The following is a 20,002-nucleotide window of genomic DNA, read 5'->3' on the forward strand; positions in this document are numbered from 1 at the left end:
CGCGGGCGCTCTACGCGCCCGCCGTCACGCGCCCCCCAGGCTGGCCGCGATGATCCGGCGCAGCTCCTCCTCGACGAACCGCTGCTTCGACAGCACCGCCCGCACGCCGAGCCCGCGCAGCGCGGCCTCGCTCTGCTCCTGCGCCGCCGTCGTCAGCACCACGACCGGCACCCGCGCGAGCCCGGGCGAGCGCCTGAGCTCCGCCACCATCTCCAGGCCGCTCATGTAGGGCATCTCCAGGTCGGTCAGCACCACGTCGGGCGGCGCCGCCCGCGCCCGCGCGAGCCCCTCCCGCCCGTCGCTCGCCTCCTCCACGCGCAGCCCCATCGACCGCAGGATGCCGCAGAGCAGCTCCCGCGCGACGGGCGCGTCCTCCACGACCAGCGCGAGCGGCTCCCGCTTCTGCTCGGCGGCGGCGGCGAAGGGCGCGTCCCGCGGCGCCTGCCGGGCGTACGCGAACAGCCGCTCCACGTCGAGGAGCAGCATCGCCTCGCCGTCCGCCGTCGGCGCCACCCCGCGCACGAGCGGCGAGGTGAGGGGCATCTCCTCCGAGCGCACGAGCGCGACCAGCCGAGGGTTCTCGTAGCCGTCCACGCTCACCGCGAACAGGCCCGCGGCGTGGTGCAGCACGAGCGCCGCGTCCCCGGGCCCGGGCGGGCCTCCGTCGCCGAGCACCGCCCCGAGCGCGTACAGCGGCGCGAGCTCCGCGCAGGCGTCGCTGGTCAGGCGCACGCGCGGCCCGTCGGGGGCGCGCAGGAGCTCCTCGTCCTCCAGCAGCACGACCGAGTGCACGGCGTGCGTCGGCACCGCGCACCGGAAGCGCCCGCTGGAGATGGGGACCACCTCCTCGCCGTGCAGGTTCTTCGGCACCACGAGCACGATCGTCGTGCCGAGCCCGGGCTTCGAGTCGACCCGTACCTGCCCGCCCAGCGCGCCGATCTCGCGCGCCACGATGTCGAGCCCGACGCCCCGGCCCGAGATCGCGCCGACGCTGCGGCTCGTCGTGAGCCCGTGCGCGAACAGGTACGGGATGAGCTCGGCGTCGTCGAGGGTCGCGGCGCCCGGGACCGACGGCGCGAGCACCTCGCGCAGGCGGGCGAAGTCGACCCCGCCGCCGTCGTCCTTCACCTCGACCCGCACGGCGGCGTCGGTCTGGACCACGGTCACCGCCACCGTCCCGCGCGCGGGCTTGCCGCGGCGCGCCCGGACGTCCGCCGGCTCGATCCCGTGGTCGATGGCGTTGCGCACGAGGTGCAGCAGCGCCGGCTCGAGGCGGCGCTCCACGGCCGCGTCGAGCAGCCCCGTCCCCTCGACCCGCGCCTCGACGTCCTTGCCCAGCATGCGCGCCGCGCTCCGGGCGGCGAGCGAGACCTGGTTCAGCAGGCGCTCGGTGCGCACGACCGACGCCCTCCGGACCACCTCGTCGAGCTCGCCGAGCGCGCGCCCCGCCGCGAACTCGTTGCTGGACCAGTCCGCCCGGACGGCGCTCAAGAGGCGCTCGATCTCCGCGCCATAGCCGAGCGTCTTCGCGATGCGCTCCGCGAACCGATCCACGTCCGCGCCGCGGGGGTCGATCTCGACGAGGAGCGCGCGGAGCATGCGCTGGGACTCGCGGAGCCGCCGCTGGATGACCTCGCGCTCTCCGTGGAGCCGCTGGAGCTCCTGCAAGAGCGCCCCGACGGCCTCGGCGTCGAGGGCCGCGCGGGCGGTCGGCTGGGCGGGGTCGGGCGGCGCGTCGGGCTGGTCCAGCCGCGGCGGCAGGACGCTCTCGTGCACGGAATCCGACGCCGACGCCGACGCCGACGCCGGCACGAGCGGCGGCGCGAGCTCGCCGGCGGGCGGGCCGCCGCCGAGCTCCGCGCGCGCGGCGCGGAGGGTCTCCTTCACGATCTCGAGCTCGGGCGCGGCCTCGGCGCCGGGGCTCGCCGAAAGGAGCCCCAGCCCCTCCAGCGCGCCGAGGAGGCTGTCGCCGGTGAGCTGCGTGGGGCGCGCGCCGCCCCGCACCGCGTCGATGACGTCCTCCGCCAGCTCGGCCAGGTCGCCGCACGCGGCGAGCTCCAGCATGTGCGCCTCGCCCTTCAGCGTGTGCAGGAGCCGGCGCAGCACCTGCAGGTTGCCGGTCTGGCCCTGCTCGTAGCCGAGCCACAGGTCCGTCGCCTGGGCCACGCGGTCCGGCATGGTCCGGTGGAAGGCGGCGACGAGATCAGCCCGGCTCCTCATCCGCGTCCGCCTCCGCGCCCTCGGGCTTGCCGGCCCTCGCCCCCAGCGGCTTGACCCGGAAGGCCTTCGCCGTCGTCTTGAGCTCGTGCGACAGCTGGAGCAGCGACTCGGCCGAGCGCGTCGCGGCCACGCTGCTCGTCAGCGTGTCGTTCACCGCCCCGACGATGTTGACGATCGCCGTCTTGACCCGCGCCGTCCCCTCGCGCTGGTGGTCCACCGCGTCCGAGATCTGCGCGGCGGCCGCGGCCGTGTCGCGGGCCAGCTTGATCCCGTCCTCGGTCGCGAGCACGGACGCGTGGGAGGCCGCGTGCATGTTCGCCACGAGCTTGCGGATGTCGCGCACCGAGTCCATGACGTGCTCGGACAGGCGGCGCATCTCGGCGGCCACGAGCGAGAACCCGCGCCCCACCTCGCCGGCCTTCGTGCCCTCGAGCGCGGCGTTGAGCGCGAGCAGGTCCGACTTGTCGGCGATGCTCTGGATCAAGGACAGGATCTCGCCGATGCGGTCCGAGTGGGAGCTGACGAGGCGCGTCTGCTCCGCCGTGTGCTGGACGCTGACGAGGCTCCGCTGCGCCGTCTCGTGCACGGTGGCCGCGTCCTTCGCGATGTGATCCGCGCTGGCGGTCAGGGCCTCGACGGTCCGCCGGATCTCCTCGAGCGCCGCGTTCTGCTGGGACGCGCTCGTCTCCTGCTCGCGCACCGACGAGAACATGCCGGCGGCGGCCGAGGCGACCTCCGCCGAGGTGTTGCCGATCCGCGAGGCGAGCTCCTGGAGGCTCGTCACCATGGAGCGGAACGCGGCGAACAGCTCCCCGTCGCCGGTGATCTTGCACGTGAAATCGCCGCCCGCGACCCGCGCGGCCGTCTCCTGGAGCTCGCGCAGCTGGGTGTTCATCCGCTCGAACGCGCTGGCCATGTCCCCGAGCTCGTCGTCCGAGATCCTGAGGGACAGCCGGGCCGAGACGTCGCCGCGGGCGATCCGGTCCGCCGCCTCCTTGATGTGCGCCATCGAGCGCGTCATGCGCGCCGAGATGACCCAGGCGAGGCCCAGGCCGAGCAGCGCGATCCCCGCCGATTGCAGGGCGATCGTCCTGCGCGCGTCGGCGCGGCGCTCGGCGATCCGGTCGCTGCGCAGCCCGACGGCCAGCGTCCCGAGCTGGCGATCGCCGTTCCGCGACCGGATCGGGGCCTCGCTGACGACGACGTCGGCGTCGCCCCGGCCCCGCGCGCCCTCGGGCGCCTGCGCCGCGCCGATCGCGGCGATGCGCTGCCCCCTCGCGTCGTAGACCGACACCCAGCTCACCAGGGGATCGGTCATCGCGGTGCGCAGGGTGTCCGGGAAGGTCTCCGGCGGCTGCTCGAGGTCCATGGCCACGCCGATGGGCTCCTTCAGCATGGTGGCGAGGATCCCGGCGCGCTCGCGCAGCTCGGCCTCGCTCGCCCGCGCGGCGTGCTCGGGGATCAGCCACAGATCGAGCGCCGACAGCACGATGGCCACCGACGCGACGAGGGCGGCGATCTTCCAGCGGATGGAGCGAAAGTTGAGCATGGCGGGTGAGGGGCGGCGATGGCGGACGCTGAACGAGGGGCGCTGGATGGGCGATGCGTTGGGAGATCGCGAGTCGTGAACCGTGAGCCGTGGACCTGCGAGCGGCGATGCGCGGCGTCCGGTGACGGACGCCGCGAGGGTCTCAGTCGACGATGCGGGCGAGCCGGAGGAGCTGCGGGTCGAAGCGGAGGCCGATGGCGTTGGCGTGCTTCACGTTCAGCAGGAGCTCGGGCTTCGCGCCCGAGAGCCCCACGGCGACGGCGCAGCCGCGCTTCGTGTCGTCGCCGTCGCCGCACACGACGATGCGGACGACGGCCCCCTCGCGCGACGGGATGTCCGGGATGGCCGCGGCGAGCCCGCGCGCCACATAGACCACCTCGGCGCCGGCGGCGCGCAGCGCCTCCTGCAGCTGGGCCCTTCCGCTGTACGTCACGCGCAGGACGGACGCCGGCCGCTTGGCCACTGTCGTCTTCGCGGCCAGCCTGGAGAGCACGGCCGCCATCGCGCTCGCGTCCTCCGCGCTCGCGCCCGACTCCGCCCCGACGACCGCGAGCACGGCCGTGCCCGCGCGGCTCGCGAACCCGCTCTCGTAGCCGATCGACCGCAGGAGGATGGCGCCCCGCAGCTCGTAGGGGACGGAGGCGGCAGAGCGGCTCTCGGCGCTCACGGTCGTGAGGAGGGCCGCGGCCATCAGCATTCGAATCGTCGAGATCGGAGACACCATGTTCCGCTGGCGAGCTCTGTACGATCGCGGACGGATCCTCGACGGGCGTGGCATCAGGCGACCGCGGTCCCCACGTCAGCGTTCCTTGCCGGCGAGCCGCTTGACCAGGGCCGGCAGACGATCGAGGTGGCGCTTCGAGAGGACCGCGTCCGCCTGGACCTCCAGCTTCAGCTGTTCGAGCTCCCGCTCGGAGTGTCCGGACATCAGGATGACGCTGAGCTGCCCGAGCCGCTGGTTCTTCCGGAACAGGGTGAGCAGCCGGTCCCCACGGATGGTGGGCATGAAGACGTCGAGGACGACGACGCGCACCTGGTGCCGCACGATGGCCTGCGTCGCCCCGATGGGGGAGGGGAGCGCGAGCACCTGAAGACCGGCAGCGTGCAGCACGCGAGACACCTCTTCTCGGGCGATCTCGCTGTCGTCGATCACGAGCACAGGCGCGTTTGTCGGCGCGGTTGTCGACGTGCTCGCCGGCGTGCTCGCCGGCGCGCTCGCCGGCGAGCGCGACAGCGGGGCCGCGCTCGCCGGGGGCGCCTCATCGGCCGAATCGAGCGGCGGTCTGGCCCTGGACGCAGGGGATCGGGAGCTCGGAACGCTCATGGATTCGACCAGATGCCCTGAGCTTCGCGCGTCGCCACGAAGGGCCGAGGCGCAGCGTCGGAAGCGTCGACCAGGTGGGTCACGTCGAGGAAGGTCACTGCTCCCTCGCTGGTGTCGACGACAGCGTTTGGCGCGGGCTCCCCGAACACCTCGACCGCGGCGACACACCGCGTCTTGCCGGCGGGCAATCCCAGGTAGCCGCGCGCAGCGCGGCAGACGACGATGCGGAGCGGGGTAGCCGCCGGCTCCGCGGGGACGGGCGATACGATCACGATGATCCTCCCCCGGTCCTGGAGGATACCCATCACCCGGGGGTCGGTGCGCGGCAGCGGCAAGGGGGCGCGCCACGCGATCACCTCTTCCACCTGCCGCGCCCTCAGCGCGAAAGTCACCGCGCCCATGTCGAAGAGCAGGAAATCGACAACGGCCCTCTCGCGCGGGCCCTTGTCCGGTGCGTCGTCGCGCAGATCGTGAACCTGGCTCATTGCTTCGGACAAGGTGTCCTCGATTTATCACAAGGGCAGACGCCGGGGAGGTGCATTCGTATCGGGCTGCGCGGTGTCGGGAGATTTCTTACGTCGGTTCTGCTGTCGCTGTCGTGCGCGTGGCCTTCCCGCGCGGCCTTCCCGCGCGGCCTTCCCGCGCAGGCCGCCTTCCCGCGCGGGCCGGCGGCGTCAGTAAGACGCCTCGACCGAGGCGCCCACGTAGGGGCGACCGGTGGTGATGATCAGCCGGTGCGAGGCGTAGGACGGTGGAGGGACCTTGTTGAAGGTGAGGTTCTTGCCGAACACGGAGACCCAGACGCGCTCGATCGGCGAGAAGGACACAGCGGCGTCGAGGTTGAACGCCGATCGCGCCGCCAGCCGATCTCTGGGCGGCAGATCGTCCGTGTCGTGGGCGGGCGCGTCCCTGGATCCGTGGCTGTTCATGCCGGTCCGGAAGGTCGCGGCGAGCCCGGCGGTGAACCGGCTGGCGCTGTAGCTCAGGTGGCCTTTGACGAGGTGGATGGGGTAGTTCGCCCAGGTCTCGCCGTCCCAGTTGGTCAGGATGTTGAGGTCGCTCTCGGGGCCGAACGGCTTCGACACGCTGTACCAGAGGTCCCCCGCGAACCCGCCGCCGAGGTCGGCGATCGCGCCGATCTCGCCGCCGAGGGCGTCGACGTCCGCGGTGCTGTTCGAGAAGCTGCCCCACCAGCCGCCCGCGGACGGGTGCCTGGGGTTGTGGGCCACGTGGTCCTCGAAGTCCTCGGGCCGCACCTGATCCCACGACACCCAGCCGAGGGTGTTCTTGTAGCGCTCATAGAAGACCGCGACGTCGAGGGCGAGGCGCTCGTCGAGCATGCCCACGACATAGTCGAGCTCCACGAGGTGGGAGGACTCCGGAACGAGCGAGGGCAGCGGCGCGATGGGCTCGTCCTCGAAGGCGGCGTTGAATTGCTCGAGCCAGTTGAAGTAAGCGGCGTCCGGGAAGCGGAAGCCCTTCTGATAGGACAGCTTGACGTTCTGCGTGTCGCTGATCGCGTAGGCGGCCGCGACGCGGTAGGAGGGGCTGTCCACCGGCTCGGGCTCGCGCGAGAGGCCCCCGCGGAGGTTCAGCTCTCCAAACTCGGTGTGATCGAAGCGCAGGCCCGCGGAGACGGTGAGATCGTGGAAGGTGGCGGTGCTCTCGCCGAACGCGGCGAGCTCGGTCCACGAGAAGCTCTCCGGGGACTCGAAGGCGGTCCCGTAGAGCCGTCCCCAGCGGGACCTCTGGCCGCTGAAGCGCTTGTGGCTCGCCGACGCGCCGATGGCGATCTGGCTGTTCGGCAGCGCCGTCGTCTTGTAGACCGCCTTGATGTCCCGGTGCTCCTCGCCGAGGCCCCCGACCGGCAGGACCCCTGCGCCCGGGACCGGATTCACCGCCTTCGCCATCTCGTCCGCGACCCAGTCGGCCGGGACGAGGGCCGTCTCGAAGGCCGAGAAGGTCGGGACCAGCTCGACCTTGTGCTGTCTGGAGAGGTGGAGGTGGATCTCCGGCGTGACGGCGAACGTCCTCTGCCGCACATGGCCGGTGTTGCTGTCGGACCACTGGCCCGCGAGCTGCTCGCGGGTCATGCCCCTGTTCGGCGCGTTGCCCATCATCGACGTCTGCGCGTAGTCGAGCCGCAGGTCGACGCTGACGGGGCTGCGCTCGGAGCCGTAGCGGAAGCGGCCGAAGCCCTTGTAGCTCGGCTCGCCGAGGGCGTTGACGCGCGTGTGGCGCAGGAAGGGAGACGTCGTGACGCCTGCGTAGGCGTTGCCGTACAGCTCCGCGGTGTCCGGCCGGGGCGCCTGGGGCAGCTCTCCTTCGTTGTCGGCGTGGCCGAAGTAGAGGAAGCAATCGGCGTTGTGCTTCTCGCTGAGCAGGCCGCCGTAGCTGACCTCCAGGGTGCGCGTGTCGCCGGAGGCATACGACGCCTTGCCCCAGAGCCCGGGGCGGGTGATCCCCGTGGGCCTGAGGACGTTGACGAAGCCGCTGATCGCGCCGGAGCCGTGGACGATGGCGCCGGGGCCGAGGATCACCTCGACCCGCTCGATGTCTCCGGTGAGGGGCACGGCCAGCGTGCTCCCGATGGCGCCGAAATGGGCGCGCATGTTCGTGTTCACGCCGTCGACCATGACGAGCGTCTTGGCGTTGTTGTCGATGAGCACGCCGCGCACGCCGATGAGGCGCGAGGTGCGCTCGTGCTCGCCGATCAGGACGCCGGGCTGGTGGGCCTGCAAGAGGTCGTCGAGCGAGCGGACGGCGTAGAGCTTCAGCGTGCGCGCGTCGTAGAGGCGCGCCTGACCGGTCGACGTCTTGCTCTCGGTCTCGAAGAAGCCAGTCGACGAGACCTTCACGTTGAGCAGCTCCTCGAGATCGAGCGAGAGGAACTGCCCCTGCCCGCCGTCATCGCCGCTGGCCAGCGCCTCGCTCCCCGGGGTCTGCGCCCAGGAGGAGCCCGCCGCCCCGAGAGGGCATAGCAGCGAGCAGAGGAGCAAAGCCGACTTGCGCATGGATTTCCCCACGTTCGAGCGCCGGGCAGGGCGCACGGGATCGGGGCGAGCCGGCGTGCCGGCGGCCCGAGGTCCTGGGGCACGCCTGAACTGCCGGCCATGGCTGTACGCGGCGGCGCCAGCGGGCGCGCGCTGCCCGGCCTCCCCCACGAGTCTGCAACGGATCTGTTCGCTGACTTGCTGTATTGCGCGAACATCCCGATATTACACGAATGCCCGGATGCGTCAACGGCTGTCCTGAACGCTCTACGTGGGGCGCCGCGGGCCCGCCGGCGCGCTCTCGACTCTCGAGAGTGCATCTCGGGAGCGGGAGTTGCTCCCGGGGCACGACTCGATGGGAGTCGATGTGAGAAGGTGTGGTGTTGGTGTTCCCCGGTGAGCGGCCGCGCTGGGGGCCGGCGTCAGCGCCCGGTGATCCAGTAATGGAAGGCGTGGAATCCAGCGCCGCGGCGCAGGGTGATGGCGATGGGGGCCAGCGTCGCGAGGCGCGCGGCGGGGAGGGGCAGCGCCCGCTCCACCCACGGTCCGCGCGGCACGTCGATGGTGCCGATCTCCTCGCCCGCCACGGAGACGGCGAGCTCGGCGCCGTCGTCCGAGGCCACCCGGAGCACGAGGCGCGCCTCGGCGGGGGGCGTCGCGAGGCGGGCGACGAAGCGATCGGCGGTCCGGTGGTAGCGGCCGCCGTCCGCGAGCTCCGTGCGCGTGACGTCGAGCTCCCCTGGCGCGCTGCTCTCGGGCGCGGCGAGCGCGACGGCCATGTTGCGCTGGTCCGCGAGCGGATCGAGCGCATAGGTGTGCGCCGCCTCGGACTCGAGGTCCGAGACGTCGAGCTCGTCGAGGATCCGCTCGCCGGGCACGGACCGCACCGGCAGCGCCCCTGAGCCGAGGAGGTCCCAGCGCGCCTCGTAGGCGATCATCGTGGTGCCGCCGAGGATGGCCTGGTCCTCGACGGTGGCGTCGACCAGCGCGCGGCCCAGCACCGGCGGGCACGCCATCCAGTGCGGGTAGACGATGAAGTGGGTCGGCCGGCGCTCCGGGGGCAGCTTCTCGTAGTGCTCGAACCTGGAGCCGGCGCCGGCCACCCAGTAGCGCGCCTCGCCCTCGGTGGTCAGGCCCACGACGTCGAAGGTCCTGCGGCCGCTGAAGTAGGCGAGCGCGCCCGTGTCGTTGACGCCGACCCTGGCGTCCTCCGGCAGGTGCCGCGCGGCCCAGCGGCCGAGCCAGACCTGCTGCCGATCGATGGCGCGGGCGGAGTTGGCGAGGTCGCCGATGGCCCACGGCAGCCGCGCGGCCAGGGCGCCGGCGAACGCGCCGGCGAGGAGGGGCGTCACGTAGTGGAGCGAGGGCCGGAGCCGCTGGGCGGCGTCGCCGAGCTCGCGCGCGAGGCAGGCGGCCATGACGATCCACGCCGGCGCGAAGGGCCAGACGTACCGCACGCGGTTCCAGAGGAAGCTGAGGTACGTGCAGGGCAGCAGCGCGCCGAGCGCGAGGGCGCCCACGATCACGGCGTGCGCTGGGCGGCCCCTCCGGTGCCCTGCCACGGCGAGCGCCACGGCGCCGAGGGCGATGACGGCGGCGGAGCCCTCGGGGAGGAAGACGGCCGTCCACTGGCCGCCGTCGATCACGTCGGTCACGAGCAGCCGGACGTTGTCGAGCAGCGCGGCCCAGAGCGTCGGTCCTTCGTAGTTGGGGTTGCCGATCAGCCACTTGACGGACGTCGTCGACGAGGTCGGGTGACCCGCGAGCAGCAGGTTCAAGGCCGGGACGACGAGCGGACCGAGGAGCGGCGCGAGGGCGAGCAGGCGCCCGGCGGAGCGCGCGGAGTGCCAGAGAGCGCCGCTGCGGGAGGGGGATGGCGGGGAGGGGGATGGCGGGGAGGGGGATGGCGGGGAGGGGGATGGCGGGGAGGGGAGGGGTGGAGCGAAGAGGGGCAGCGCCGGGAAGGGGGCTGGAGGCACGGCGCGTGACGCCGAGAGGGCGAGCGCGATCGCGGCGAGCAGGGAGGCGAGCGCGCCCTCCGGGCGGAGCAGGGGCGCGACGAAGCCGCAGAGCGCGAGGGAGCGGGCGATCGGGGCGGTGGGCGGCTGCGCGGGCGCGCCGGGCGGCTGCGCGGGGGCGGAGCTGTCCGTGGCGGCCTCTGGCGGTGCCGGCTCGCAGAGCGCCGCTGCCAGACGGGCGGTGCGGGTGAGGATCCAGGCGAAGGCGACCGTCTCCATCCCGCTCCAGGCGAACCACGCGAACGCGGCGAACCCGGCGCACATCGCGCCTGCGCCGGCGGCGGCCGCGGGGCCGGCGAGGGGGCGCGCGAGCCGCGCTGTCTCGACGGCGAGCGCGGCGTGGAACACGAGCCCGAGCGCCCAGACCGCATAGACGAGCGAGAGATCGCGCAGGCCGAGCGCGTGGAAGGGGGCGAGCAGCACGGGCCAGAGCAGGCTGGTGGCGCCGCTCGAGTAGCCGTCGCCGGCGACGAAGCTGAAGAAGCCGCCCTCGGCGAGCCGCCGGGCGTACTGCATGTGGATGAACGCGTCGTCGAGCGGCAGGGCCGGGCGCCCGGCCTGCGCAAGGATCGCCCTGACGCAGAGCGCGCCGAGCGCGCCGCTCGCGGCGAGGGCGGGCGCATAGGGGAGGGCGCGCGCGGCGAGGGCGCGCAGCCGGGAGGGGGCCGGAGGTGCCGCCATGGGGCCCGACGCATACCACCGCGCCGCCCGGGGACAGCGATTTCCCGCGCCCGGTGGCCGGCGGATTTCCCGCGCGGGGGCGGCCGGCATTTGGTAGAGCGCCGGGGCTCCATGGTCTTCCAGCCGCGCCCGAACCACCCCTACGCCGACGCGCCTCGCTTCCCTGACGGCGACGACGTCTCCATCGACGCCTTGATCCCCGGCGCCGGCCCCGTCGAGATCGAGATCGGCCCCGGCCGCGGCGGCTTCCTGTTCGAGCGCGCGGCGGCGAGCCCCGAGGCGCGGCTGCTCGGGCTGGAGATCCGCCTGAAGTGGTCGGCGATCGTCGACGGGCGCCTGCGGAAGAGCGGCCTAGGCGGCCGCGTGCGGGCGCTCAACGCCGACGCGCGCGAGGCGCTCGCGCGGCTCCGCCCCGACGCGTCGATCGCGCGGTTTTTCCTGCACTTCCCGGATCCGTGGTGGAAGAAGCGCCACACGAAGCGCCTCGTGATGGGCCCGGCGCTGCTCGACAGCCTCGCGCGCCTGCTCGTGGACGGCGGCGAGCTCTTCGTGCAGACCGACGTCGAGGAGCGCGGCGCGCTGTACGCCGAGCAGATCGGCGCGCACCCCGCGTTCGAGCCGGCGGGCGACGCGCCCGGATCGCCGCACCTCGCCGAGAACCCCTACGGCGCGCGGAGCCCCCGCGAGCACCACGCGATCGCCGACGGGCTGCCGGTGAGCCGGCTGCGCTACCGGAGGCGGCCGCGGGGCGCGGGCAGTATGCCGCCGGGCGACGGATAGACCTTCTCAAGCATCGCAGGCCGAGCGTGCCTCGTAATTCGACGTCGCTCTCCGGCGCGTCGGCGATCGGCGCAGATCGACCTGGAGCATGGTTCACGTTGGACATGTTCGAGGCGTCTATCTCTGCTGCGGGAAGTCGGCCGGGGAAGCGAACCGCCAAGACGCCATAAGACGCCAAGAAAACCGGGGAACAGGGGGGAATGCCCGGACGGCCAGCTTTCCCCTCTCCCCTTGGCGTCTTTGGCGGCTTGGCGGTTTTTCTGCTGAACCGGGGCAACTTCCCGCAGTAGACGCGATGCGCCTGCGGCGCACCACCAGGCATGGAAATTCAAGCACTTAGCTCGCCATTTCCAAGGCAGAGCTATGGCTTCCCCCCACGTCTCGTCCGCTTTCCCTTGGGGGTACCGGCGGTTTTCGCGGGTGCTGTCCCACCAGCAGCGGGGCGCAGCTTGCTGACCAACAGATCGATCAGCGTGCGAAGCGATGGCATCTTGTCGAGCACGCAGTCCCGCCGCATGCGCGCACGCTCGCGTGACAGCTCCAAGAAGATGGCATCCCGCTCCAGCATGTCTTTGTGCTCCACGGCGCGCTCGACCCGCCTGGGATCGAGTGAGGCGTCACACTCCGCTGCCGCCGTGAGCACGCTCTCGGTGTTCTGTACCAACAGGACAATGAAGAGTCGGTCCGGCGCACGGCACCCTTTCCGGATCTCCTGCTCCACGTCCGCATGGCTCGCCATTCGTGGCAACTTGAGATGATGTCGGATGGCATCGTTGTCGATGACCGCGATCACGTCGCGCCCGTCGATCGCGATGAGATCCAGCTCCTCGCGGCAGGCACGGAGGACATTTTGCACGCCCTTGAGTGGGCGCGCGTCGGCGAGCATCTTCTCGATTCGATATCTGTCGCCGCTCAGCGCATCGTGGACGCAGGCTTTCACGAGCGTATGCAATCCGAAGCTGTTGCCGTGCGCGCGCTGATCCTCATAGAGGATCGTGACCGAGGCCGACATCAGCTGAGCTCTGCCTTCGTGAGCACGGAAGCTGCATGTCCCGCAGCGCGGATGTCACCGAGTCCACGGTAGCGTTCCAGCCATCTCTCTAACATATGCCGATCCGGCCGCACGAGACGCGTTGCGCCATGCTCGTCGAGCTCACAGAGCACCACAGAATTCGCGGGATCACGAAGGCCGTCGAGGAGGCGGTCGGAGTGCGTAGCCAAGAGAACCGGGCAATCGCGAGCCATTGACTCGAATATGTCGAGTACGCGCATCAGCAGGTGCGGGTGGAGGTGCAGGTCGGGCTCATCAAAGGTGACGAGTGAAGGCTTCGTGGTGTGGAGGCGGAAGAGCGCAACGAATGCAAGGTACGACAGCATGCCGTCGGAGAGCTGCGCTGCGGGGATCGCTAGATCGAGACCGACCAGCTTGAGCGAGAGTCCGATGTTGCCACCGCCCGGGTCGGCCCAGGTAACCACGTCCTCGATGCGCTCGCCGAGACCGAGACGGAGGTACTCCAGGGTCTTGTCCCAATGGTCGCGGCCGAATCTGTTCTTGAGGGCGTGGTAGGCGCTGGCGAGGTTGATGCCCAGCTTTTCCAGGTGATCGGCGGGAGTGAGAAGGGCCGAGGAGCGAAGTGCGGACTTGCGGTCGAGTGCGCGGGCCGCCCATGCGGGAGTTGTTTCGAATGGAAGATGGATGCTGAAATTTTTGAGATGACTTCCGATGAAGTGCAGCGTTGTCCACACGATATCGCCGTAGCTGTCGTCCGATGAGCCGTAGTTTAGCTCGGCCAGGAATGGGTTTCGTCCATCTTCCGGTCCAGAAGTGTACCATTTGGCTCGGTCGGCAAAAAAGACAAAATTGTCCCCCTCGTGCTCAAACAGGATCTCCAGATTCTCGGCGCCTGAAGCTCCTTCGTTCACGCTTCTTGCCCTCTTTCTCCGGGCGCCCATGGAAGTCACATGTCGTCTTCCTTGCGGTGTGAACTTGGCAGACACTCTTTCATGGACCGAGGCGAACGGGCCCGTGGGAACAAGCGTTAGCTCGTACTTGACGAGCTCGTACGTGTCCGTCATGATGCTTTCGATATCTCCAAGCTTGGCCCGTCCCGCTCGTGGCGTGATCGTCAGCCCGATTGAAAGCCGCTTCGCGCCCTGGCGTAACAACGCCGTGAGTCCGCCGTGGATGCCATGGAATTCGTCGAGGAACCGAGGCCCTGTCGTCCGTCGAAGAATCTCGCACGCTTCCAGGATGCTACTCTTCCCAGATCCATTGTCGCCAATAAGCACCGTAAGTCCGTTCAGGCGCAGGTGAACGTTCTGGATAGTGCGCAAGCCTTCGATGTGGAGCTCGGTGATAGGCACGGCTCCAAGGGAAGCGGAGGACGCCCACCGCGTCAAGCATCCGGGCTCCAGGGGTGTCACGTTCGCGGGCGGCGATCGTCGACGGGCGTCTGCGGAAGGGCGGCCTCGGCGGCCGCGTCCGGGCGCTCAACGCCAACGCGTCGATCGCGCGGTTTTTCCTGCACTTCCTGGCTCCATGGTGGAAGAAGCGCCTCGTGATGGGCCCGGCGCTGCTCGACAGCCTCGCGCGCCTGCTCGTGGACGGCGGCGAGCTCTTCGTGCAGACCGACGTCGAGGAGCGCGGCGCGCTGTACGCCGAGCAGATCGGCGCGCACCCCGCGTTCGAGCCGGCGGGCGACGCGCCCGGATCGCCGCACCTCGCCGAGAACCCCTACGGCGCGCGGAGCCCCCGCGAGCACCACGCGATCGCCGACGGGCTGCCGGTGAGCCGGCTGCGCTACCGGAGGCGGCCGCGCGCGGCCGGCGGCGCGCCGCTGGATCCCGGCCGCGACGCGGGCTGAGCCCGCTGGACGCGCCGGCCGGGGCGCGTGAGGCGGATGGCGGCTACGCTGCACGTCATGCTTTCGATCCTCACGTGGACAACCGTCGCCGCGGCGATCCTCGCTCAGGCGTTCATCACGGTGCGCCTGTGGCGGAGCGAGCTGTACTCGCGCGACCAGAAGCTCCTGCAAAGCGCACTGATATGGCTATTGCCGGTCGTGGGATCCTTCATTGTGTACTCGGGGTTGCGGCAGGAACATGATGTCTCCCGGCCCACGCCGAACACCGAGATGGAGAGTGACGACGAGGATTAGATGGAGAATGGCTGAGGAGTAGCACTGCGCGCTGCTCAGCAGGCCATGCTCGAGCTCTGGGGATCCCCGCCCGGGCACGCACGGTGGCCGCCACGATGCTGCCGAATCGCGAGAGGGAGCCAAGCCTGCGCCAGGCGCCGCGCCCATCGCCGCATGTGCGTCGCCGACCCTGATCGTGGACCGATGCCGTCGTGGTGTCGCAAGCGTGGGAGTCGAGCGCCTCTACGCCTTGCGAAGGACGGGGCCGGTCGGCCGGTGTTGAGGCTCATGTGTCCTTTTCGGACCCGAGATGAGAAAAAGCTGAGCCGCGCGCGCCGTCCGCAGCGACAGCGGTCCATGGGAGTCGTCGAAGCTGCCCAGAGCAAGCGATGATGTTGGCACGACCCCACTTACCTCTTACATCTGGAGGACGACATGCATCGTGCGCGCGTGAACATGGGGATCCTGGGTTGGCTGGCGGGCGTGGCCGTCTGTTCGGCACCGATGGTCGGATGTAGCGGTGGCGAGAGCACCCAGGAGGAGACGAGCGCCACGTCAGGCTCCACCACCACGAGCACCGGTAGCGCTACCGGCGGGAACGCGGGGAGTGGTGGAGACGTGCAGGGGGGCACGGGGGGGCTCGGGGGCGCTGGAGGGCAAGGCGGGAGCGGTGATGGAGGCGCGGGGGGGCTCGGGGGCGCCGGCGGGCAAGGCGGGAACGGGGACGGCGGCGCGGGTGGCACCGGCGGCGCGGGGGGGCTCGGGGGGGCCGGAGGGCAAGGCGGGAGCGGTGACGGCGGCGCGGGTGGCACTGGCGGCGTGGGAGGGCAAGGTGGCCTCGACGGTTCGGGGGGACAGGGTGGGGCCAGCGAACCTCCGTGTCCCCCGACCCAGACGTTCTGTGATCCCGCGTGCGTCGATACGCAGACGGACAGCATGAACTGTGGGGCTTGCGGCACCACCTGCAAAGCGGGCTCGACCTGCCAGGCCGGCGCCTGCACATGCCCGCTGGCGGGGCAGACCTACTGCGATCCGCTTTGCGTCAACACGAACCTCGATCAGTTCAACTGCGGGGCGTGCGGCAACACATGCGGCGGCGGCTCGTTCTGCACCGCTGGCGAGTGCACGTGCAATGCGGGGCTGGCGTACTGCGGTAATCGATGCGTGAATCTCAGCAACGATGAGAGCAACTGCGGAGCGTGCGGCACCGCCTGCGCCGAGGGGCAGAACTGCGTCACGGGTATCTGTCGCTAGTTCCGCGTGTCAGCAATCCCGCCAGGGATCTGTCTCGCGAACGAAGCGAGAAGTTGACGCAAAGACGCCAAGGGCGCAAAGACGCAAGAGTGACATAGTCTGCTTCTTCTTTTTTTTTTTTTTTTGCGTCTTTGCGTTGAAATCTCTCGCCGGACCTCTGGCGGACGGAACCAGGAGGTCGAGGACACGGAAAAGGGAGCCGTTTCAGCGTTCGCCGATCCATCGGAGGTGTGATGAGCCTCAACGAGCCGTGTACCGTCGGCTGCGCCGTCCGCGACCTCCGGCAGACACGGAATGTCATCGTCGTGCTGCGCTCCCTCTTCTCCGCGGACCGCCTCGCCGCCACAAAGGAAGAGCTCCTGACAAGAAACTTCCGCCGGGGTTGCCGCGGCGTTTTCGTTGAGCCGAACGAGAACGCTCGGGGTACGTACGGGTATGAGGCGGGAATCCTTATTTCTTGCGAGGGTCGCCGCGGTCGCTGCGGCAGCCCCTGCGGCGTGCTCGGGCGCGGGGGAATTTCCGAGAGGAGGCGCGGGCCGTCGAGGATCGGCTGGGGCATCCGAGGTCGTGCTCGCCTTTGGCCTTCACTTCCGGATAGCTTCAATCCTTCTCCTCCCCCATCCAGCGGGGGAGCGGGACCGCACGGCCCGCGACCAGACCCAGCGCTCCGCGTTCGATCGTCTCTTCGAGGCGGTCGCGCGCCAGCTGGCGGATGCGAGGATCGAGGCCTGGGACGACCGGTGGGGGGACGCCGCGCCTCCGGATGGCGCGCAGCCGCTGGAGGGCTCGGAGCCGGGCGCTCACCCCTCCCGGCGCGCCGCGGTCGAGGCGCGGCGCTCCTCCGGCTCCGCGCCGCCGCCGCGGGCGACCGCGCGCTCGTCGGGAGCAGGCCGCCACGCGCCCAACAGAAGGGCCGCCGACGCCTCCCCGCCTCCGGGCTCGGCCGCCGCCACGCGCAGCGCCTCCCACGCCCCCGCGGGCGCCCCGCCGTAAGCGCCCGGCCATCGCCATGGGCACGGCCCCTTGCGGCGCTCGCTGGGGTCGACGATGCTGGGCGCGGGGCGGCGTCGGCCCACGACTCGGAGCGGGCACAGGCGGTCCTGAAAGAAGGCCCAGCGAGGCGGCATCCGCTTGCGTGGCCGGCCGAAGCTGGCGTTGTTCAGGTCACGTCGGCGTCGCCGGCGCTCGGAGCGGCACGCGACGATCTCGCCCATGCGTCGGGCAGCAACTCGTCCAGCCGGTCGCGCGGCCAGCCCGCCTGCAGCTTGCCGATGACGTCTGTCGCCCAGGCGAGCGGGTTGACTCCGTGCATCCGACACGAGCCGAAGATCGTGTAGCCGATGGCCAGGCGCTGAGCGCCCTTGTCGGAGCCCGCGAATAGATAGTTCTTTCTTCCGAGCGCGACACGTCTTAGCTGCCGCTCGACCTCGCCGTTGTCTATCTCAAAGCGTCCATCCGTGAAGCAGCGCCGCCACGCTGCCTCCTGGTTGATGGCATACTGGGTAGCCATGTAGAGCGATGTGCCTGGCACGAGCCGCAGGTGCAGCTCGTGAATCCACTGATACAGCTCGTCCACAACGAGGAGCGACCGCTCCTGCCGGTGCGCCAGGCGCGCCTCCGTGGACAGCGCCTCATCTTTGCAGGTCGCCTCGATTCGGTAGATGGCCTTGAAGTACGAGAGCGCTACCGCCGCTCGCGCGTCGCCGCCCTTGGCCGCCTTCTCGAACTTGGCGCGGATGTGCATCCCGCAGCCGAGCCGACGCTCCTCGGGCACGATCATCTCGCCGTCGTCGCCTCCGCGGAGCATCGCGCCATAGCCCGCGTATCCATCGCCCTGCAAGTAGCCGGTGAAGCCCTGCAGCAGCGCGGCTGGATGCTTCGCCTTCCAGTCCGGTGCGTACAGGAACGCGACGAGATCCGCGCCGACAAAGGCCCAGATATGGCCTCGCTTCACCCCCGACGGATGATCTCGATCCAGCACCCGCATCCCCGTGTCGTCGGCGCGCAGATAGAACGAGTCCAGCACCCGCTCCCCGAGCCTCTCGGCCACGGGAGCGAGCACATCGAGCGCGAACGCGGACCAGTCTCCCAGCGTCGACGGCGACAGCGACACGCCGAAGCGCGCGTACTGCTGCGTCTGCCGGTACAGCGGCATCGAGTCCTCGAACTTCTCGACAAGGATGCTGGCGAGCAGCCCCGGTCCTGGGCGCCCTCGGTCCATCACCTTCTCGCTGTCCGCCGTCGTTACGCCCTGCTCGGGGCAACGCGGGCAGGCGAGCTTCTCCCGCTTCTCCTCGATGATCTTGAACTGCGCCGGCACGAACTCGAGCACTTCGCTCGTGCGATGGCCAATGCACTTCTTGTCCGCGCCGCACTGCGGGCACGTCCGCTCCGCCTCGGGGACGGGCACCACGCGCGTCTCACGCGGCAGGTGCTCGGGAAGTGGCGCGCGCCCGCCCCGTCCTCGCGGCGGCTTCGGCGGCTCAGGGGGTTGCGGCACCAGCCCCTGCTCCGGCTGCGGCGGAGCGTCCGCGCCGGGCTCCGAGCCCGCCGCCCCCGGCGGCGCTTCCGCCCCGAGCTCGGCGAACATCAGCATCAGCTGCTCGGTCGAGACCTGCTGGCTCTTGCGGCCGTACAGCTCGCGCAGCGCGCTCGCGAGCCTCGCCGAGAGCGCGGTGTTCTTGTCGCGTAGCTGGACCAGCAGCCCGAGCACCAGGTCGATGAGCTCCGGAAGCTGCCCGGCGGCCGCCAGCTGCTCGAGCTTGCGCCGCACATCCGCCAGATCGGCGGGCAGTTGTGCCTGGGACTGAAGAGGACTGGTCACGTGGCGCGGGGGATAGCTATCCCCCGCGCATCCATCAAGCTTTGCTTCGACGGAGCAATTTTTCTCACGCTGGGCCTCCAGCGCTTGCGCCGCACGGCCTCGGACAGGTCGAACCCTTCGAGCATCAGCGACAGCTCGGCCGCATCGACCTCAACGTGGGTGGTCCCCTTGGGCAGGTCGCGGGCGAGATGGAATCGCCCGCGGGCCAATTTCTTCGCCACGATCATGTAGCCAGTGCGGTCCCAGAACAAGACGCGCATCTGGTCACCTCGCCGATTCCTGAACACGAACAGATGCCCACAGATCGGATCGGCTCCGAAGCGCTGAGAGACCAAGGCCGACAGCCCATCAAAGCTCTTGCGCAGGTCCGTGGGCTCGGCTGCGATGTACACGCGCACCGACGGCGGCAGCGTCAGCACGGCGTCTCCTCGGCCGCGAGCGCCAGGACCCGCTCGAGCGTGGCCGGGTCGAAGCCCGGCCGGACCCGCACCACCCGCCCGTTGGGCAGCGCAATCTCGATCGGCTCCGGCGCGACGACCGATGCGTCCGTCACCACGTGGACCGGCAGAAAGCGCGGCGCTTCGGTCAACGACGACGGCGAGGGCTGGTCAGCTCGCAGCTTCCAGCGCCACCAGTACAGCTGCTTCGGCTTGTACCCTTCGCGCCGCGCGAACTTCTCGGCGCTCAGCCCGCTGCGCTCCCATCGCTCCACCCGCTCGGCCCACTCCACCCTCGTCGCCATCGCTTCCTCCTTCGTCGCGATGGGAACTGGTAACCGGCCCCGACGGGCTGATCACGATGGCGTTGGTCGGGCGGTTACGCCCCGCCGGTCACCAGCAGCGCGCGCTCCTCGCTCCGCGCGGCGACCGACGAGGCCAGCTCGCCGCGCCGTGAGGCGCACGGGAGCGCGCCGAGCGCGTGGGCGCCCGCGCGCAGGTCCGCCTGACGCCGATCATCTCTGCGCCTCGCTCCCCTCCGTGGGCGCGACGCAGAAATCCGCCTCGGCGGCGTAGCCCTGGGCGCCGCGGAGCCGTAGCCGGCCCAGCCCCCGTTGTCGAAGACGAGGAGATTGCCCTCGCCCGGCAGCCCGCGCGGGATGAGGTGGGCGTGGTGCTGGCCGATGATCCAGCCGAGCCGGCGCTCCGCCTCGCTGCAGGCGCGAGGCGCGAGGCGCGTCCGCCGGTGGGCTCGAGAGACCGAACGGGCCATACTCCGCCTCGAG

Annotated in this window: 18 protein-coding genes; 4 read left to right on the top strand and 14 right to left on the bottom strand. The window is 70.8% G+C overall.

Annotation, left to right across the window (positions count from 1 at the left end):
* Positions 1 to 24: 24 nt before the first annotated feature.
* From WMF22_RS04405 to WMF22_RS04435, 7 genes are all read right to left on the bottom strand, one after another.
* Positions 25 to 2,220, bottom strand: coding sequence for a hybrid sensor histidine kinase/response regulator (locus WMF22_RS04405; RefSeq protein ID WP_438034939.1), 2,196 nt, complete (start codon positions 2,218 to 2,220; stop codon positions 25 to 27).
* The gene (locus WMF22_RS04410; RefSeq protein ID WP_438034940.1) at positions 2,204 to 3,769 is read right to left on the bottom strand and encodes a methyl-accepting chemotaxis protein; all 1,566 of its coding nucleotides are present in this window, start codon (positions 3,767 to 3,769) and stop codon (positions 2,204 to 2,206) included. The genes WMF22_RS04405 and WMF22_RS04410 overlap by 17 nt, the downstream gene beginning before the upstream one ends.
* Before the next feature lie 142 nt (positions 3,770 to 3,911).
* On the bottom strand, positions 3,912 to 4,460 hold the full coding sequence (locus WMF22_RS04415) for a YfiR family protein (RefSeq protein ID WP_437297861.1): 549 nt from the start codon (positions 4,458 to 4,460) through the stop codon (positions 3,912 to 3,914).
* 108 nt (positions 4,461 to 4,568) lie between these two features.
* Complete coding sequence (locus WMF22_RS04420; protein WP_438034941.1) at positions 4,569 to 4,922, bottom strand: response regulator; 354 nt, start codon at positions 4,920 to 4,922, stop codon at positions 4,569 to 4,571.
* 167 nt (positions 4,923 to 5,089) lie between these two features.
* Positions 5,090 to 5,590, bottom strand: a complete 501-nt coding sequence (locus WMF22_RS04425; protein WP_438034942.1) for a chemotaxis protein CheW — start codon at positions 5,588 to 5,590, stop codon at positions 5,090 to 5,092.
* A gap of 177 nt (positions 5,591 to 5,767) precedes the next feature.
* Positions 5,768 to 8,107 (bottom strand): TonB-dependent receptor, encoded by a 2,340-nt coding sequence (locus WMF22_RS04430; protein WP_438034943.1) that lies wholly within the window; start codon positions 8,105 to 8,107, stop codon positions 5,768 to 5,770.
* A 401-nt stretch (positions 8,108 to 8,508) separates the two neighbouring features.
* On the bottom strand, positions 8,509 to 10,785 hold the full coding sequence (locus WMF22_RS04435; RefSeq protein ID WP_438034944.1) for a hypothetical protein: 2,277 nt from the start codon (positions 10,783 to 10,785) through the stop codon (positions 8,509 to 8,511).
* A 111-nt stretch (positions 10,786 to 10,896) separates the two neighbouring features.
* Between WMF22_RS04435 and trmB the strand changes: the two genes are divergently transcribed.
* The gene (gene trmB, locus WMF22_RS04440; RefSeq protein ID WP_437297866.1) at positions 10,897 to 11,565 is read left to right on the top strand and encodes a tRNA (guanine(46)-N(7))-methyltransferase TrmB; all 669 of its coding nucleotides are present in this window, start codon (positions 10,897 to 10,899) and stop codon (positions 11,563 to 11,565) included.
* A 361-nt stretch (positions 11,566 to 11,926) separates the two neighbouring features.
* Here the strand turns inward: trmB and WMF22_RS04445 are convergent, their stop codons facing one another.
* A complete protein-coding gene (locus WMF22_RS04445; protein WP_438034945.1) occupies positions 11,927 to 12,577 on the bottom strand; it encodes a hypothetical protein in 651 nt (216 codons plus the stop codon).
* Positions 12,577 to 13,929 carry an AAA family ATPase gene (locus WMF22_RS04450; RefSeq protein ID WP_438034946.1) on the bottom strand — a complete coding sequence of 451 codons (1,353 nt, stop codon included), beginning with the start codon at positions 13,927 to 13,929 and terminating at the stop codon, positions 12,577 to 12,579. The genes WMF22_RS04445 and WMF22_RS04450 overlap by 1 nt, the downstream gene beginning before the upstream one ends.
* Before the next feature lie 53 nt (positions 13,930 to 13,982).
* Between WMF22_RS04450 and WMF22_RS04455 the strand changes: the two genes are divergently transcribed.
* The 3 genes from WMF22_RS04455 to WMF22_RS04465 all read left to right on the top strand — a co-directional run bounded on the left by WMF22_RS04455 (position 13,983) and on the right by WMF22_RS04465 (position 15,956).
* Positions 13,983 to 14,429: a hypothetical protein gene (locus tag WMF22_RS04455; RefSeq protein WP_438034947.1), complete on the top strand. Its 447-nt coding sequence runs from the start codon at positions 13,983 to 13,985 to the stop codon at positions 14,427 to 14,429.
* A 57-nt stretch (positions 14,430 to 14,486) separates the two neighbouring features.
* Positions 14,487 to 14,723, top strand: coding sequence for a hypothetical protein (locus WMF22_RS04460; RefSeq protein ID WP_438034948.1), 237 nt, complete (start codon positions 14,487 to 14,489; stop codon positions 14,721 to 14,723).
* A 483-nt stretch (positions 14,724 to 15,206) separates the two neighbouring features.
* Positions 15,207 to 15,956 (top strand): MXAN_6577-like cysteine-rich protein, encoded by a 750-nt coding sequence (locus tag WMF22_RS04465; RefSeq protein WP_438037237.1) that lies wholly within the window; start codon positions 15,207 to 15,209, stop codon positions 15,954 to 15,956.
* Between the two features lie 800 nt (positions 15,957 to 16,756).
* On the opposite strand, the gene WMF22_RS04470 is transcribed toward WMF22_RS04465, so the two are convergent.
* The 5 genes from WMF22_RS04470 to WMF22_RS04490 form a co-directional block, all read right to left on the bottom strand.
* Positions 16,757 to 17,032: a hypothetical protein gene (locus WMF22_RS04470; RefSeq protein WP_438034949.1), complete on the bottom strand. Its 276-nt coding sequence runs from the start codon at positions 17,030 to 17,032 to the stop codon at positions 16,757 to 16,759.
* 83 nt (positions 17,033 to 17,115) lie between these two features.
* Positions 17,116 to 18,780 carry an IS66 family transposase gene (gene tnpC / locus WMF22_RS04475; RefSeq protein WP_437294487.1) on the bottom strand — a complete coding sequence of 555 codons (1,665 nt, stop codon included), beginning with the start codon at positions 18,778 to 18,780 and terminating at the stop codon, positions 17,116 to 17,118.
* The gene (gene tnpB, locus WMF22_RS04480; protein WP_437294488.1) at positions 18,777 to 19,199 is read right to left on the bottom strand and encodes an IS66 family insertion sequence element accessory protein TnpB; all 423 of its coding nucleotides are present in this window, start codon (positions 19,197 to 19,199) and stop codon (positions 18,777 to 18,779) included. The genes tnpC and tnpB overlap by 4 nt, the downstream gene beginning before the upstream one ends.
* Complete coding sequence (gene tnpA / locus WMF22_RS04485; protein ID WP_437294489.1) at positions 19,193 to 19,522, bottom strand: IS66 family insertion sequence element accessory protein TnpA; 330 nt, start codon at positions 19,520 to 19,522, stop codon at positions 19,193 to 19,195. The genes tnpB and tnpA overlap by 7 nt, the downstream gene beginning before the upstream one ends.
* Before the next feature lie 74 nt (positions 19,523 to 19,596).
* A complete protein-coding gene (locus WMF22_RS04490; RefSeq protein WP_438037357.1) occupies positions 19,597 to 19,989 on the bottom strand; it encodes a hypothetical protein in 393 nt (130 codons plus the stop codon).
* Between the last annotated feature and the right edge of the window lie 13 nt (positions 19,990 to 20,002).

The sequence above is a fragment of the Sorangium sp. So ce204 genome (genome assembly GCF_051526795.1).
GTDB lineage: Bacteria > Myxococcota_A > Polyangia > Polyangiales > Polyangiaceae > Sorangium > Sorangium cellulosum_B.

Excerpts from the sequence above, each read along its gene's own strand:
- WMF22_RS04460 (WP_438034948.1), top strand. The coding sequence starts at position 14,487 with ATGCTTTCGATCCTCACGTGGACAACCGTCGCCGCGGCGATCCTCGCT.
- WMF22_RS04445 (WP_438034945.1), bottom strand. The coding sequence starts at position 12,577 with ATGTCGGCCTCGGTCACGATCCTCTATGAGGATCAGCGCGCGCACGGC.
- trmB (WP_437297866.1), top strand. The coding sequence starts at position 10,897 with ATGGTCTTCCAGCCGCGCCCGAACCACCCCTACGCCGACGCGCCTCGC.
- tnpA (WP_437294489.1), bottom strand. The coding sequence starts at position 19,522 with ATGGCGACGAGGGTGGAGTGGGCCGAGCGGGTGGAGCGATGGGAGCGC.
- WMF22_RS04430 (WP_438034943.1), bottom strand. The coding sequence starts at position 8,107 with ATGCGCAAGTCGGCTTTGCTCCTCTGCTCGCTGCTATGCCCTCTCGGG.
- WMF22_RS04490 (WP_438037357.1), bottom strand. The coding sequence starts at position 19,989 with ATGGCCCGTTCGGTCTCTCGAGCCCACCGGCGGACGCGCCTCGCGCCT.
- WMF22_RS04410 (WP_438034940.1), bottom strand. The coding sequence starts at position 3,769 with ATGCTCAACTTTCGCTCCATCCGCTGGAAGATCGCCGCCCTCGTCGCG.
- WMF22_RS04435 (WP_438034944.1), bottom strand. The coding sequence starts at position 10,785 with ATGGCGGCACCTCCGGCCCCCTCCCGGCTGCGCGCCCTCGCCGCGCGC.
- WMF22_RS04405 (WP_438034939.1), bottom strand. The coding sequence starts at position 2,220 with ATGAGGAGCCGGGCTGATCTCGTCGCCGCCTTCCACCGGACCATGCCG.
- WMF22_RS04465 (WP_438037237.1), top strand. The coding sequence starts at position 15,207 with ATGGTCGGATGTAGCGGTGGCGAGAGCACCCAGGAGGAGACGAGCGCC.
- WMF22_RS04415 (WP_437297861.1), bottom strand. The coding sequence starts at position 4,460 with ATGGCCGCGGCCCTCCTCACGACCGTGAGCGCCGAGAGCCGCTCTGCC.